Genomic DNA, 15,455 nt, shown 5'->3' with positions numbered 1-15,455 from the left:
ATTCATGATGCAGCTCATTGCCTATCCGCCGCGGTCCGAATGGTCCGAATTGTTAAAACGACCCGCGGCTTCCGCCCAATCCCTGGAACGCGCCGTGGAAGAGGTATTCACAGCCGTCCGCGAAAACGGGGATCAGGCCGTCTGCGACTTTACCCGGCAATTCGACGGGGTTTCCCTGGAATCCCCGGTGCTCCCCGAAACGGAAATATCCCGGCTGGCGGAGCTGGTGCCCGGGCATCTCCGGGATGCCATCGACCTGGCCTATGAGAATATCCTGCAATTCCACGAGGCTCAGAAAACCCCGGCGGTCCGGGTGCAAACCCGCCCGGGGGTGGATTGCTGGCAGGAAAAGAAACCCATCGACAAGGTGGGCATCTATATCCCGGGCGGTACCGCCCCGTTATTTTCAACCGTACTGATGCTCGCCATCCCGGCTGCCATAGCCGGTTGCCGCGAGGTGGTGCTGTGCTCTCCACCCGATCAGGCCGGAAACCTGCACCCGGCCATTTGCTATGCGGCCCGCAAATGCGGTGTCCGAACCGTTTACCGGGCGGGGGGCATCCAGGCCATTGCCGCCATGACCTACGGCACCCGTGAAATCCCTGCTGTCTATAAGATTTTCGGCCCGGGAAACCAATATGTTACCCAGGCCAAACAACGGGCTGTCCGGGAAGGTGTCGCCATCGATATGCCGGCCGGTCCGAGCGAGGTCCTGGTGGCTGCCGACGACTCCGCCAACCCGGCCTATATCGCTGCGGATTTGCTCAGCCAGGCAGAACACGGGCGGGACAGCCAGGTATTGCTGCTCACGGATGACGCGGAGTTGCCCGGGGCCGTACGCCGCGAATTGGAAACCATGCTGCGGACACTCCCGAGACGGGAAATTGCCTCGGATGCCATCGACAACAGCAGGATGATCCTCCTGGAATCCCCCGGGGAAATAGCCGAGATGATCAACCAGTATGCCCCGGAACACCTGATCATCTGCCACAGGCAGGAAGAATTCCTGCTGCGGGAGATCCGCAACGCGGGTTCCGTATTCCTGGGCAATCTCACTCCCGAAAGTGCCGGGGATTACGCTTCGGGGACCAACCACACACTGCCCACCAACGGGTATGCCCGGCAATACAGCGGGGTTAACCTGGATAGTTTTACCAAGGCGATCACCTACCAGCGTCTCAGCGATCGGGGGGTACGGGAAATTGGCCCGGCAATTATCACCATGGCCGAGGCCGAGGGTTTGTCGGCCCATGCGCTCGCCATGAAACTCCGAGTAGCGGACCTGCATGAGATGCCGAACAAAAAAGAGAAGGAAGATGCCTGAGGTACTGGATATCGATAAACTCGTCCGACCGCTGGTCCGCAACTTGAAGCCCTATGCCTCTGCCCGGGACGAATACAGCGGCAGCGGGAGTGGCATGGACTTTCTGGACGCCAACGAAAACCCTTTTGAAAACGGCGTTAACCGTTATCCGGACCCCCACCAACGGACCGTGAAGAAGGCGATTGCCCGGTTCCGGGGAGTCCCGGAGGAGTCGCTGCTATTGGGCAATGGAAGCGACGAAGTCCTGGACCTGCTCTTTCGGGTCTTCTGCGAGCCCGGGCAGGATGCCGCCATTACGCTGCCGCCCACCTACGGCATGTACAGTGTCCTGGCCGAAATCAACGGGGTGGAGAACATCCGCGTGCCGCTCACCCCGGACTTCCAGCTCAACGTCCCGGCGATTCTCGAGGCTGTACAGCCCCGTGCCAAGCTCCTCTTTATCTGCTCCCCGAACAACCCCAGCGGAAATTCCATGGCCCGGGCGGGAGTAATCCAATTGCTGGAGGCATTTCCCGGGTTGGTTGTCATCGACGAAGCGTATATCGACTTTACCGGGGAGCCTGGATTCGCCGGATTATTGGGCGAACATAAAAACCTGGTGGTTACCCAGACATTTTCCAAAGCCCTGGGTATGGCGGGTATCCGCCTGGGCGTTTGCATGGCGCATCCGGAGGTGATCGGGTACCTCACCCGGGTCAAACCGCCGTATAACGTCAACGAACTCACCCAGCAGCAAGCCCTTCAGGGGCTCGCCCAATCGGAAGCGATCCGGGAGCATGTCGAAGTACTGAACCGGGAGCGGGAAGGGTTGAGGCAAGGCCTGGAATCCATTTCATTCGTATCCGGGATATTCCCGTCGGACGCGAATTTCCTGTTGGTCCGGGTAGACGATGCGCATGCGCGCTATGCACAACTCATCGATAAAGGCATCGTCGTAAGGAACCGCTCGGGGCAGTTGCATTGCGAAAACTGCCTGCGGATTACCGTGGGCACACCGGAAGAAAACCAACGACTGCTTCGGGTATTAAACGAATTGTCCAAATGAATCGGGGCAATATGAATCATGGCAAGATGAAGAAAAGATTACTTATAATAGACCGGGACGGCACGCTGATCCGGGAACCGGAAGACGAGCAAATCGACGCTTTTGACAAACTGGAGTTCCTCCCCGGCGTCTTCCGCTACCTCGGGGCCATCGCCCGGGAAACCGACTTTGTCCTAGTCCTGGTTACAAACCAGGACGGCCTGGGCACGGACGCCTATCCGGAAGATACCTTCTGGCCGGTACAGGAATTTATGATGAATGCCCTTAAAAACGAGGGGATTGAATTCGCTTCGGTACATATAGACCGAACCTTCCCGGAACAGGGGGCGGAATCCCGGAAACCGGGCACGGGCATGCTCAAAGACTATATGAGCCCGGAATGGGATCTGGCAGGCAGTTTTGTCATTGGCGACCGGCTGACAGATATGAAGCTCGCAGAGAACCTGGGGGCCCGGGGTATATTCCTCAATTCGCACCCCGAGCTAGGCGCCTCGGAACTAACCGACTCCGTCGACAGTCTCGGGGAGACTATCGCCTGGGAAGGCTCGGACTGGAAGGGGATATACGAATTTTTAAAGATGGGGAGACGGGAGGCTGTCGTCAAACGGAAAACAGCCGAAACGGATATTGATATCCGGCTCGTATTGGACGGTACCGGCAAAAGCGACATCCATACGGGCCTGGCCTTTTTTGACCATATGCTCGACCAGTTGGCGCGACACGGGCAGATGGACCTGGAAATCCGGACCCGGGGCGACCTGGAGGTGGACGAGCACCATACCATTGAGGATACCGCAATCGCACTGGGGTCTGCATTTTCGGAAGCCCTGGGCGGGAAACTCGGTATAGAGCGGTACGGATTCTGCCTTCCGATGGACGACTGCCTGGCCCAGGTGGCTGTGGATTTCGGGGGGCGAAACTGGCTGGTGTGGGATGCGGCTTTTCAAAGGGAGAAAATCGGCGACATGCCCACGGAAATGTTCATGCATTTTTTCAAGTCCTTTTCGGACAGCGCCCGGGCCAACCTGAATATTAAGGCAGAAGGCGGGAATGAGCACCACAAGATCGAGGCGATATTCAAGGCCTTCGCCAAGTCCGTCAGGATGGCGGTCCGGCGCGACCCGGACCGGATGGTACTGCCTTCCACCAAAGGAATGCTATAGCCGTGAAAGACATGAATATAGCCATTATCGATTACGGCGCCGGAAATATACAGAGTATCCGGTTTGCGCTGGAGCGTTTGGGGTATACTGCGGATTTTACCTCGGATGCCGCACGGATCCGGGAAGCGGATCGGGTGATTTTCCCGGGGGTGGGAGAAGCAGGCAGCGCCATGGAAAAATTGGAGGATAGCGGCCTGGACCGGGTGATCCCGGGACTGACCCAGCCCGTATTGGGTATTTGCCTGGGCATGCAACTCATGTGCGGGTATTCGGAAGAGGGGGAAACCCGCGGCCTGGGTATTTTTGACATGGAGGTCAGGCGATTCCCAAAAGGTCTCAAGGTCCCGCAAATAGGATGGAATAGTATTCACCGGTTAAAAGGACCGCTTTTTAAAGGGGTCGGGGAAGGAGCGTATGTGTACCTGGTCCACAGTTATTTCGCCCCGCTGTCCGGGGATACAATAGCCGGTAGCGAATACGGGTTCGAATACAGCGCAGCCCTGGGACGCGATAATTTTATGGGGGTGCAGTTCCACCCGGAAAAAAGCAGCAAAGACGGTGCGCAGATACTGCGGAATTTTATAGAAATGGAACCATGAGGATTATCCCGGCAATCGATATCATTGAAGGAAAGTGCGTTCGCCTGACCAAGGGGGACTATTCAACCACCAAGGTTTATCACGAAGACCCCCTGGAAGCTGCCCGGGCATTTGAAGACCACGGAATCCGCTACCTTCACGTAGTGGACCTGGATGGTGCACGAGCAGGTCGTATCGTCAATTACAAGGTGCTCGAAAAGCTGGCCTCCCGTACCCACCTGCAAATTGATTTTGGCGGGGGCCTGAGGACGGATGACGACCTGCGCATTGCATTTGAGAGCGGGGCAGAACAAGTGACGGGCGGCAGTATTGCTGTCCGGGAACCGCATCGGTTTGCCGGATGGCTCGCTGAATACGGCTGGGAACGAATCCTGCTTGGGGCGGATGCCCGGGATGGGAAAATAGCCGTATCCGGCTGGGAGGAAGGCAGCGACCGGGAACTGGTGCCCTTTGTAAGGGACTACCTGAGTCAGGGGGTCCGGTACGTGATTTGCACGGACATTGCCCGGGACGGGATGTTACAAGGCCCGGCTACAGACCTCTACCGGGAACTGATCCGGGAAGCGCCGGCGGATGATGAGGAGATCCGGTTGATAGCCAGTGGGGGAATCCGCAGCCTGGCCGACCTGGATGCCCTCCGGGGAGCCGGCTGTGAAGGCGCCATACTGGGAAAGTCCCTATACGAAGGAACCATCGGATTAAGGGAATTGCAGGGCTATATGGAATCAAACGAATAGGGGATGGATTGGACAGAAGATTTTAAGGAGAATAGCCTCTTCCGCATGGACGAATCTGTGCGAATGCTCGCCATTTGCATGGAGAAGGTCCCGGACGGTTTGTTCTGGCACCGCGAGCATGGCGTTTTGAATTCGGTGGGCAACCTGATGCTGCATCTGTCGGGGAATATCCGGCAATACATTATCAGTGGCCTGGGCGGAGCACCCGACAGCCGGGAGCGGGATATGGAGTTCGAAACCGTGCAGCAATCCGGGAGGGCCGAGGTATGGGCCGGCTTTCAGGAAACCGTGCGTGAGGCCCAAGCCGTTATCCGCGGTGCCCAGGCAGCCGATTTACTGGAAAAACGAAATGTCCAGGGGTTTACATTCAGCGGGATGGGCCTGGTGATCCACGCCGTTGAACACCTGAGCTATCATACCGGGCAGATTGCCTTTATCGTCAAGGCTGGTACCGGGCAGCAACTCGGTTTTTACGACGGGCTGGACCTGACAACCAAAAATTCCTGAGGATGCTGGCCAAAAGAATCATTCCCTGCCTGGATATCAAAGACGGCCGAACGGTTAAGGGGGTCAATTTTGTGGACCTGCGCGACGCCGGCGATCCGGTGGACCTGGCCGAGGCGTATGCCCGCGAAGGTGCTGACGAGCTGGTTTTCCTGGACATTTCGGCCACGGAGGAAAAACGTAAAACCCTGGCTCACCTGGTCCGCCGGGTTGCCGAACGGATCGATATCCCATTTACCGTCGGGGGCGGGATTTCTTCGGTTGCCGACGTGGATGTCCTTTTGCACAACGGAGCCGACAAGGTTTCCGTAAATTCATCGGCGGTCCGGTCTCCGGAACTGATCGATACACTGGCGGCAAAGTTCGGTTCCCAGTGCGTCGTTGCAGCCCTGGACGCCAAATGGATGGATGGCCTGTGGCGCATCCACCTGGTGGGCGGCAAGGTACCCACGGAACTGGAATTGTTTAGCTGGGCCCGGGAGGTCGTGGATCGGGGCGCAGGGGAAATCCTCTTTACCAGCATGGACCACGACGGCACCAAGAACGGCTTTGCCAACGAGGCGCTGGCCCGGATGGCCCGGGAGGTGGCGGTACCCGTGATTGCCTCCGGCGGGGCAGGGACCAAAAGCCATTTTGCCGATACGTTTACCAGGGGCAACGCCGACGCGGCCCTGGCGGCCAGTGTTTTCCATTTTGGCGAAATCCCGATCCCGGAATTGAAATCCTACCTGAGGGAACAAGGCATCCCGGTGCGGATATAAACTTAATTGTACTATGAAATCGATTGACTTTGAAAAAACCGGCGGGCTCGTGCCAGCCATTATCCAGGACGCCAATACCCGGGCGGTCCTGATGCTGGGGTATATGGATGCCGAGGCATTGGAGGCTACAAAATCCTCCGGGAAGGTCACGTTTTACAGTCGCAGTAAAAAGCGGCTCTGGACCAAGGGGGAATCCAGCGGGAACTTTCTGGAATTTGTGGATGTCCGGGTGGATTGCGATGGGGATGCACTCCTGATCCGGGCCAGGCCCACCGGGCCGGTATGTCATACGGGGTCAGACACCTGTTGGGATGAAGCCAATCCGGGCGACGAAGACTTTCTGCCGGAACTGGAAGCCATCATCGCCAGCAGAAAAGAGCAGGCCGATACGCCCGGGGGGGAAGCGAACAGTTATGTGGCCGGACTACTCCGACGGGGTACGGCCAAAGTGGCACAAAAAGTAGGGGAGGAGGCCGTTGAAACGGTCATTGAAGCTATGGGATCCGACGATAACCGCTTCCTGAATGAAAGTGCCGACCTGCTATTTCACTGGCTCATCCTGTTGCAGGCCAAGGGTTTCCGGATGGCGGATATTGAACGCCTGCTCGCGGAGCGGCATCGGCAGAGGCGTTAAGTTTTCTTAAATTGTTGACTAGGCTGCACGAATTGTCTTAATTTTAAGCTTGCAGCTATGAATAAAAGAAAAGGATTCCGGTTTACTTCTTACCAGGCCCCAGACCTCAGCCCTTTCGAGAAGCTCTTCGACATCTTCCAGGAACTCATCACCCATACTTCCGGGGATGTGGACGAGGCCATTGACTGGTTGCGCGAGCTGGACAGGGAATACGAGCTAACCGACGAGGACTACACCATTGACGATTTTATCGAAGACCTGAAAGCCAAAGGGTTTCTCCGGGAGGAACCCCAATTTGGCCCGGATGGCGAGGGGGATGGCGAAGGCGCGTCCGGCGACCCATCGCTGTCCATAACCTCCAAACTGGAGCGGATGTTGCGGCAACGGGCCCTGGAACAAATCTTTGGAAAATTGCGCCGTCGCGGACGCGGCAACCACCGCACGGGTAAAGCGGGGCCGGGGGATGAACACACGGGGGATTTCCGATCCTACCGATTCGGGGATTCCCTGGAGCAGATATCGATGACTGAAAGTCTTCGGAATGCCCAGGTCAACCACGGGATGGATAATTTCCGCCTGGACGAAGACGACCTGGTTGTGGAAGACACCCATTTCAAGGCGCAGATGAGCACCGTGCTGATGATCGATATCAGCCACAGTATGATCCTGTACGGGGAAGACCGCATTACCCCGGCCAAGAAAGTAGCCATGGCCCTGGCAGAACTGATCACCACAAGATACCCTAAGGACACCCTGGACATCCTGGTGTTTGGCAATGATGCCTGGCCGATCAGTGTCCGGGAGCTTCCCTATCTGAAGGTTGGTCCCTACCACACCAATACGGTGGCGGGACTGCAACTCGCCATGGACCTGCTGAGGCGCAAGCGAAATACGAACAAGCAAATCTTTATGATCACGGACGGGAAGCCTTCCTGCCTGCGCATGGCAGACGGCACGTATTACAAAAACAGTGTGGGGCTCGATGATTTCATCGTGGAAAAGTGCTACAACATGGCGGCCCAGGCCCGGAAACTGCACATTCCCATCACCACATTTATGATTGCCCGGGACCCCTACCTGATGCAGTTCGTCCGCCATTTTACCGAGGCGAATAAAGGGAAAGCCCTCTTTACAGGACTGAAGGGACTTGGGGAAACCATTTTTGAAGACTATGAAACGAACCGCAAAAAACGCCTGAGAGGCTGATCCAGGCGGTTAAATGAAAGAAGCATACACTATGGAAAATCTACGATCCGATGCCCCGGATATTCGCACCCTGGGAGACTTAAAAGCATCCGGTTACCAGCCGCGTCCTGTACGCGATGAAATCAGGGCGAACCTGATAGACAGGATCCGATCTGGGAAGCCTGCCTTCGAAGGGGTCTGGGGATATGAAAACACGGTGATACCCCAACTGGAACAAGCGTTATTGTCCCGCCACCACATCAACCTGCTTGGGTTGCGCGGCCAGGCTAAAACCCGTTTGGCCCGGCTTATGGTTGGCCTGTTGGACGAGTGGGTACCGGAAGTGGCGGGCTCCGAGATTCACGACGACCCCATCCGGCCGATTTCCCGGTATGCCCGGGATACGATTTCCGAAAACGGGGATAAAACCGAGATTGCATGGATCCACCGTTCGGAGCGGTTTTATGAAAAACTGGCTACCCCGGATGTGACGGTGGCCGACCTGATAGGCGATGTAGACCCCATCAAGGCAGCCAACCTGAAACTGTCCTACGCAGACGACCGGGTGATACATTTCGGGATGATTCCCCGCGCCAACCGGTGCATTTTTACCATCAACGAATTGCCGGACCTGCAATCCCGCATCCAGGTAGCGCTGTTTAATATCCTGGAGGAAGGGGATGTGCAGATCCGGGGCTTCAAGGTGCGCCTGCCCCTGGACCTGCAATTCGTATTTACGGCCAACCCGGAAGATTACACAAACCGCGGGAGTATCGTGACCCCGCTGAAGGACCGGATCGGATCCCAGATCCTTACCCACTATCCGGAAGATATCGATACGGCCCGGAAAATTACCGAGCAGGAAGCCGGCCTGGATGAGGCCCAGGCTGCCGGCATCGGCATTCCCGATTCGGCCAGGGACCTGTTGGAGCAAATCAGTTTTGAAGCCCGCGAGAGTGAGTATGTAGACCGCAAAAGCGGCGTAAGTGCACGGACAAGTATAACGGCCCTGGAAAACCTGGTCAGTACGGCGGAACGGCGGATGCTGCGCAATGGCGATACCCGTACCACGGTACGTCTCAGCGACTTCCTCGGCGTAGTCCCCGCCATTACCGGGAAGATTGAGCTGGTCTATGAAGGGGAACAGGAGGGGGCGGACTCCGTGGCACTCCAACTCATTGAAGATGCCGTGAAATCCGTATTTGCCACACATTTTCCTGAGATCAAAAAGCTGGAGCACAAGGATGCGCAAAGCCCTTACGATGAGTTGGTTCAATGGTTTTTTGAAGGCGAGGGCCTGGAACTCGAAGACGACTTGCCGGACGGTGCCTACCGGGACGCACTGGACAGTGTCCAACCCCTTGAGGATTTACTCCGCAAATACCAGCCCGACCTGGAGGCGGAGGAGAAATATTTTATAAAAGAGGTAATACTCTGGGGGCTCGTGGCGCATCAGAAGCTCAGTAAAAACCGGTTTACGGAAGGATATCGCTTTGGCGATTTGTACGGGAGCTTTATCCGGGGCTTATAATTCCTTTCATCACCCGGGCGGCTGTTCCCGCCTGATTGATACGCAACTAATAAAAGGCCCCGGAAATCTTCCCGGGGCCTTCTTGCCACAACACATCATTCCCGGCCTCATTGCCAGGAATCGATATTTTCATTGACCTGGTCAAAGTTGAACGGCCCCACCAGGGTACGCCGGAAATAAAAGGCGGAAACTGTAAGAGCGATAAGCAGTAAGTGCAGGGAAAAGATGAAGATGCCCATGGGCAAAAAGGTGCCCGGTATGATGTGCGCATCGTAGTCGTTATAGCTCATCAGGATATACAGCGTATCCGTGCACTTAAAGAAATAGATAAACAAAACGGCGTACATGCCGTACTCCACGTTCCTGAGCTGGGGATCCGAATATTCGTTTTCGCGTACCTTGAACTGGATGGCATACAGGTAAACAAAATGAAGGATGCTGAACAACGGGAGGATGTAGTTGTCGATTTTCAGCACATAGAACTGGTTGGAATACAGGCCGTAAAAATTTAAAATGATGAGGACGGGCAAAACCGCCAGGGTGGCATACAGGCACGTTTTCCAGGAAATAAACCGGGATGGGATAAAAAGCTTCTTCAGGGCTTTCACAGATTCGGGGAAATTTTGATTTGGTTTAAGAACGGCCGGGGAAATTGAATATTTCAGGGAATTCGACGAACAACATCGAATGTTGCCAAGGTGCCGGAAGTTGTGGTGAAAACCGCTTCCCGGTTAGAGGTTTTTTAGTTTAACTTGCAAAGAAGCCGATGCACAAGACGCCCGAACACCATTTTTTGATACGAATCGCCTTTCTGGGATTCCGCTTCCACGGATGGCAGGAACAACCCGGCCAGCGAACCGTGGCCGGGATGATCCGGAAGACTTTCCGGTTTGTGCTGCCCGATACGCCGGTTAAGATATTGGGTGCCGGCCGGACGGATGCCCGTGTATCTGCGCGGGATTTTGCCGTACAGGTGATTGCGAGAGCCCTGGAATTGCCGCCTTTCGGGGTGTTGGCTGATGTGCTGAACGAGAATCTCCCCCCGGATATACGCGTCAATTCCATCCGGCCTGTGCCTCCCGGCTTTAACCCGATCCGGGATTGTGCCAGTAAAACATACCGCTATTATTTCCAGACGGGGAATCATCCGGACGCCTATTGGACGCCATTTGTGGGGTACCTGCCGGGATCACCGGATATTACCAGGATGCGGGAAGCCGCCCCGCTTTTTGAAGGCATGCACAACTTTCGCTGTTTTACCGCGAGCCCGTCTGAAGATAAAAAATACGTCCGCCGGGTTACCCGGTGCCGATTGGGTGTGGGTTCCCCGATGGATGGGGTGGTTGCAGGCAAAGACCCCGAAGGGGATACCGGGTTCACCGCACATATGCTGGAGGTCCGGGCCCCGGGATTCGGCCGGAACCAGGTGCGGCTGATGATGGCAGCCCTGGCGGCAGTGGGCCGGCAGGAATTGCAGCCGGAAACGCTGGTAAAGGTGTTGGATGAAGGTCAGGGTTGGATGAGCGACTCCATCGTTCCCGCTTCCGGCCTTCACCTGATGCACGTGGAATTCAAAAATGGAACCGCCTAGTTTATTAAATTTGGAAAAAGTGCTCTATGGCCCGTAAAATCCCTTCAAAAATCGGACTGAAGGTCCGCAAACCCCGGCAGCGGCGCCGCAAGATCGGCAAAGCCCCCGGCACGATTACCTATCTGGGGGAGCGTTCGGGCGGAACCTCGAGTATCGACCTGCTGGTGTACAATGAGGATACCTATGAAAAATCCACCTTGGAACGTCTCGAAGATCTGGAAAAGACACCCGGGGGCACCACACAGTTGGTCAACGTCGTCGGGCTGAGCGACGAATCCGTGATGAGCCGCCTGGGGCAAATGGCCGCACTGAACGCCCTGACGGTAGAAGATATCGTCAATACGGAGCAACGCCCGAAAATCGATGAGTATGAAGGGTATATATTCGGGGTTTTTAAAATGCTATACCTCAACGGGGATAAGAAAATCGTCAAGGAACACGTGGCTCTGGTGCTTCAACAGGATCGCGTTTACGTGTTCCAGGAAATTGCCGAGGACGTATTTGACGGCGTGAGGCAGCGATTGGAAGCCCATACAGGCCGCATTCGCAGTCGCGGTGCGGATTACTTGTTTTTTGCGCTGCTGGACGCGTTGGTAGACAACTACTTCCTGGTGCTGGAGGTTACCGAAGATAAGCTGGATGCCCTGGAAGACGAGGTGTACCTGAAACCGAATTCGGAAACGGCATTCCGGATCCAGCAATTGCGGAAGGAAATTATTTCGCTGCGCGGGTGGATAGCGCCTGTGCGGGATCTGATTACCCGGTTGATCGAATCGGATTCCCCGATGATAACCAAAGACACCCGGCTATTTTTGCGGGATGCCCTGGACCACGCAAATGAAATACACGAAACCCTGCAACTCCAGCGGGAGATGGCCTTCAGCCTGATGGATATGTATATGAGCAGCGTCAGCAACCGGATGAACGAGGTGATGAAAGTGCTGACCATCATGGCTTCCATCTTTATCCCATTGACTTTTATTGCCGGGATTTACGGGATGAATTTCGAATACATGCCTGAGTTGCAATGGCGGTACGGCTATTTTGCAGTCTGGGGCGTCATGGGGGTCATATTCATCGCCCTCATTGTCTATTTTCGCAGGAAAGGCTGGCTCTGATCCGGCCTGACAGGCATCTCCCGCCCGGCAGATTTCATCATTTCCCTTCGTAAACCTATACCAACGACTTGTTAAGATTTTCACAAGATCCGGTGTGAGATTAACACTTATTAACCAAATTCTTCATAATCCTTGTTAAGTCTTGTTAAGTGACTTGCTTACAGGTGTTTAACTTGTATATTAAGTAGTGGAATACATCGGTTGGCACCCTAAAATACAACCGGGTTTTTTATCATACATAAACAAGTCGTAAACAAGTCATAACAATGAATTACCTGAATATCAACGAAGAGAAGTTATTGCCCGTAGTGGTGGAACTCAATACACTGCTGGCGGATTACCATGTATACTATCAGAAATTGCGGAATTTTCACTGGAATATTCTCGGACAGAACTTTTTCGATTTGCACGAAAAGTTTGAGGAGCTTTACGAGGATGCAAGGACCAAGATCGATGAGATCGCAGAACGCATCCTAACCCTGCGGTACCATCCGATGAGTAACCTGAGTGCCTACCTGGAGGCTTCTTCCATAGAAGAGAGCGATAGTTCCCTGAAAGATACCGAGATGGTAGAGGAAACGCTCAAAGCCCATGAAGTGCTGCTTCGGCAAATGACCAAGGTTGTGGAGCAGGCGGATGCCGTGGGGGATGAAGGGACCATCGATTTGATAGGAGCCTATATCCGTGAACTGGAAAAGATGAGCTGGATGCTCGATGCCTGGAATAAAACACCGGCCGAGCGGCTCAAGGAGACGAAAGAAGCAGTTGCCTGATCCGGGATTTGGTGGATCTGCAATTTGAAGAATCTGCAATTCGCAGGATTCGCAATTCGCAATACAGAACGAACTATTAACTATAAAACCCAATAACAGAATGATACGCTATAAAAACTATTTAATGACCGCTGCACTTTTTGCATTGCCTGTGCTGGGATTCGCCCAGGAAAGGCAGATGGATGAGCAGGCCGACAAGATGATCAGTTCGGAGACCACTGTGAAATCCTATACAATCGACCAGGGTACTGAAAAAATGACCAATAAGGTCAAAATCCAGACCATGCGGTCGCAGGAAGTGGCTCTTAGCGAAGAAGATAAGAATCAGGTAAACCAGGATCGGGTGTACCCGGAAAAGCACATTACCAAGCAGGTCTGGATCGACAATGATACGGATAGCGATTTTGACGAAACGCTCAAGTTCCGGTATACCAAACCGAGCGCCAGCGACAATTACTCAGATTTTGTACTGGTGACCAACAATGAGGAAATCTTTGTCGCCATCGACGAAGGGGCGTCCCTGAAAATCCTGGAAGCTGTTTCCCTGAAGAAGGACGACTACAGGTTGAAAGTGTCCGAAAGTATGATCTACACGGATAACGAAGGAAATGAGGTGAATTTCTACATCGATTCCTACGAATTGATGTCGGACGAATCCACTTCATCTAAATAACCACGATTGACGACCCGAGTAAAAAAAGCGCCTTCGGGCGTTTTTTTTTATGGCCTATTCGAATAGATCAGAGGAGAGATACCGGTCGCCACGATCGCAGACGATGGATACGATGTGCCCGCTGTCGAGCTCGGAAGCCAGCCGAACGGCTGCGGCAGCCGCACCGCCACTGCTCATCCCTGCGAAAATACCTTCCTCTGAAGCCAGACGGCGCGCCATATCGCGCGCCTCCTTCTCGGTGACCTCCAGGATGTGGTCTACCCGCTCGGGCCGGTAAATTTTTGGCAGGTAGGCCTGGGGCCATTTGCGGATTCCCGGGATACTCGCCTGGTCGTCGGGCTGGACGCCGACTATCTGGATATCCGGGTTCTTTTCTTTTAGGTACGCACTCGTACCCATGATGGTCCCGGTGGTTCCCATCGAGGACACGAAATGCGTGATAGCCCCACGGGTATCCCTCCAGATTTCCGGACCGGTAGTCTGGTAGTGGGCTTTCCAATTATCGGGGTTAGCAAACTGATCAAACATTTTGTAGCCGGCATCCCGCACCTTCTCCTCGGCGTAATCCCGGGCCCCTTCAATTCCCACATCCTGGGGCGTGAGGGTCACTTTGGCCCCGTAGGCCCGCATGGTTTGAACCCTTTCTGCCGTGGCATTCGCGGGCATTACGAGCTCGAGGTCCAGGTTGTAGAGCCTGGCAATCATGGCCAGGGCAATCCCCGTATTCCCGCTGGTGGCTTCGATAAGCCGGGTTTCCGGGCCGATCTCCCCCCGGCTGAGCATACTGCGGATCATATTCAGGGCGGCCCGGTCCTTGACGCTTCCCCCCGGGTTCTGCCCTTCGAGTTTGAAATACAGGGCAACATCCGGGTTCTCGACGAGCTTCCGGCTGCGAACCAGTGGCGTATTCCCGATGAGATCTTCCAGGCTACCCGGCATGCTTTTCGGTTTTGATGCGGATTTCCGGGGTGTGGAACACGGTGGAATTAGCCGGGACGGATTCCGTAAGCCAGGCATTTCCCCCGATGACCGAATTGGCCCCGATGACCGTGTCTCCCCCCAGGATGGTCGCATTTGCATAAATCGTGACATGGTCCTCAATGGTGGGGTGCCTTTTGGTTTGCTGTAAATTCTTGGCCACGTAAAGGGCCCCAAGGGTTACCCCCTGGTAGATTTTTACATGGTCGCGAATCACGGCTGTTTCCCCGATGACCACCCCGGTGGCGTGGTCAATGAAGAAGGACCGACCGATTTGTGCCCCCGGGTTGATGTCGACTCCCGTCCGGCTGTGGGCATATTCGGTCATCAGCCGCGGCACGAGCGGGAAACCCATCCTGTAAAGCTCGTGGGCCAGGCGGTAGATGGCAATCGCATAAAATCCCGGATACGCCATATACACCTCTTCCAGCGAAAGCGATGCCGGGTCGCAGGCAGAGATCGCCCGGGCATCCAGGTTCAGCTTTTCGAGGATTTCCGGTAGGAGTCCCACATATTGTGCCCAGACTTCACTGCAGGGTTTGTCCTTTTCCCAACAGGCCAGTTCCACCAGCTCTTCAAAAGACTGTTCCAGCTGTTCCAGATTTTCCTTCACCGGGGTTTCCTGGTCGAACAAGGTGAGGAAGAGCCGATCCGTAAATTCTTCGCTTCGTCGTTTCAATCTGAATTTCAAGGCCGGATTGTCCTTGTGTGCTTCGATTGATCGGATGATTTCATTTTTGTCCATTATCCCTATCGCTATGCTTCCCAAATGTAGGTATTAATATTAACGGGCCCGGCCATATTTGCTTAACTTTAGCAAAACGGCCCGGCAGTTGCGC

The 15,455-nt window shown here is 54.8% G+C and carries 17 protein-coding genes; 14 read left to right on the top strand and 3 right to left on the bottom strand.

The features are described from left to right. Positions 1-7: 7 nt before the first annotated feature. The 10 genes from hisD to AC3DKS_RS02470 are packed head-to-tail and all read left to right on the top strand — an operon-like array spanning position 8 to position 9,483. Positions 8-1,324 carry a histidinol dehydrogenase gene (hisD, locus tag AC3DKS_RS02515; protein WP_430930920.1) on the top strand — a complete coding sequence of 439 codons (1,317 nt, stop codon included), beginning with the start codon at positions 8-10 and terminating at the stop codon, positions 1,322-1,324. Then, a complete protein-coding gene (gene hisC, locus AC3DKS_RS02510; RefSeq protein WP_272607333.1) occupies positions 1,317-2,369 on the top strand; it encodes a histidinol-phosphate transaminase in 1,053 nt (350 codons plus the stop codon). Before hisD ends, hisC begins: the two co-directional genes overlap by 8 nt. 26 nt (positions 2,370-2,395) lie before the next feature. Beyond that, positions 2,396-3,532 carry a bifunctional histidinol-phosphatase/imidazoleglycerol-phosphate dehydratase HisB gene (gene hisB / locus AC3DKS_RS02505; RefSeq protein WP_272607332.1) on the top strand — a complete coding sequence of 379 codons (1,137 nt, stop codon included), beginning with the start codon at positions 2,396-2,398 and terminating at the stop codon, positions 3,530-3,532. An 11-nt stretch (positions 3,533-3,543) separates the two neighbouring features. Further along, on the top strand, positions 3,544-4,131 hold the full coding sequence (gene hisH, locus AC3DKS_RS02500; protein WP_272607439.1) for an imidazole glycerol phosphate synthase subunit HisH: 588 nt from the start codon (positions 3,544-3,546) through the stop codon (positions 4,129-4,131). Further along, entirely contained in the window at positions 4,128-4,868 is a 741-nt protein-coding gene (gene hisA / locus AC3DKS_RS02495; protein WP_272607331.1) for a 1-(5-phosphoribosyl)-5-[(5-phosphoribosylamino)methylideneamino]imidazole-4-carboxamide isomerase, read from the top strand. The genes hisH and hisA overlap by 4 nt, the downstream gene beginning before the upstream one ends. Positions 4,869-4,871: 3 nt before the next feature. Beyond that, entirely contained in the window at positions 4,872-5,375 is a 504-nt protein-coding gene (locus AC3DKS_RS02490; RefSeq protein ID WP_272607330.1) for a DinB family protein, read from the top strand. 2 nt (positions 5,376-5,377) lie between these two features. Continuing rightward, on the top strand, positions 5,378-6,133 hold the full coding sequence (gene hisF / locus AC3DKS_RS02485; RefSeq protein ID WP_015754987.1) for an imidazole glycerol phosphate synthase subunit HisF: 756 nt from the start codon (positions 5,378-5,380) through the stop codon (positions 6,131-6,133). A 13-nt stretch (positions 6,134-6,146) separates the two neighbouring features. After that, positions 6,147-6,767: a bifunctional phosphoribosyl-AMP cyclohydrolase/phosphoribosyl-ATP diphosphatase HisIE gene (gene hisIE / locus AC3DKS_RS02480; RefSeq protein WP_272607329.1), complete on the top strand. Its 621-nt coding sequence runs from the start codon at positions 6,147-6,149 to the stop codon at positions 6,765-6,767. Positions 6,768-6,824: 57 nt separating this feature from the next. Next, positions 6,825-7,973 (top strand): vWA domain-containing protein, encoded by a 1,149-nt coding sequence (locus AC3DKS_RS02475; protein WP_015754985.1) that lies wholly within the window; start codon positions 6,825-6,827, stop codon positions 7,971-7,973. A 31-nt stretch (positions 7,974-8,004) separates the two neighbouring features. Beyond that, positions 8,005-9,483, top strand: a complete 1,479-nt coding sequence (locus AC3DKS_RS02470; RefSeq protein WP_041327218.1) for a MoxR family ATPase — start codon at positions 8,005-8,007, stop codon at positions 9,481-9,483. Positions 9,484-9,590: 107 nt separating this feature from the next. Here AC3DKS_RS02470 and AC3DKS_RS02465 read toward each other — a convergent pair whose 3' ends face one another. Then, complete coding sequence (locus tag AC3DKS_RS02465; protein ID WP_015754983.1) at positions 9,591-10,091, bottom strand: hypothetical protein; 501 nt, start codon at positions 10,089-10,091, stop codon at positions 9,591-9,593. A gap of 158 nt (positions 10,092-10,249) precedes the next feature. Here AC3DKS_RS02465 and AC3DKS_RS02460 point away from each other — a divergent pair, with 158 nt between their 5' ends. From AC3DKS_RS02460 to AC3DKS_RS02445, 4 genes are all read left to right on the top strand, one after another. Next, on the top strand, positions 10,250-11,074 hold the full coding sequence (locus AC3DKS_RS02460) for a tRNA pseudouridine synthase A (RefSeq protein ID WP_272607328.1): 825 nt from the start codon (positions 10,250-10,252) through the stop codon (positions 11,072-11,074). A gap of 26 nt (positions 11,075-11,100) precedes the next feature. Beyond that, positions 11,101-12,192 (top strand): magnesium/cobalt transporter CorA, encoded by a 1,092-nt coding sequence (gene corA / locus AC3DKS_RS02455; protein WP_015754981.1) that lies wholly within the window; start codon positions 11,101-11,103, stop codon positions 12,190-12,192. Between the two features lie 266 nt (positions 12,193-12,458). Beyond that, a complete protein-coding gene (locus AC3DKS_RS02450; protein WP_015754980.1) occupies positions 12,459-12,965 on the top strand; it encodes a Dps family protein in 507 nt (168 codons plus the stop codon). A gap of 124 nt (positions 12,966-13,089) precedes the next feature. After that, positions 13,090-13,638: a hypothetical protein gene (locus AC3DKS_RS02445; RefSeq protein WP_272607327.1), complete on the top strand. Its 549-nt coding sequence runs from the start codon at positions 13,090-13,092 to the stop codon at positions 13,636-13,638. Between the two features lie 54 nt (positions 13,639-13,692). On the opposite strand, the gene cysM is transcribed toward AC3DKS_RS02445, so the two are convergent. Continuing rightward, positions 13,693-14,577: a cysteine synthase CysM gene (cysM, locus tag AC3DKS_RS02440; RefSeq protein WP_015754978.1), complete on the bottom strand. Its 885-nt coding sequence runs from the start codon at positions 14,575-14,577 to the stop codon at positions 13,693-13,695. Continuing rightward, positions 14,567-15,361: a serine O-acetyltransferase EpsC gene (gene epsC, locus AC3DKS_RS02435; RefSeq protein WP_015754977.1), complete on the bottom strand. Its 795-nt coding sequence runs from the start codon at positions 15,359-15,361 to the stop codon at positions 14,567-14,569. Before epsC ends, cysM begins: the two co-directional genes overlap by 11 nt. Between the last annotated feature and the right edge of the window lie 94 nt (positions 15,362-15,455).

It is taken from the genome of Robiginitalea sp. (assembly GCF_982776155.1).
This window is presented reverse-complemented; position numbering and strand designations above follow the sequence as displayed.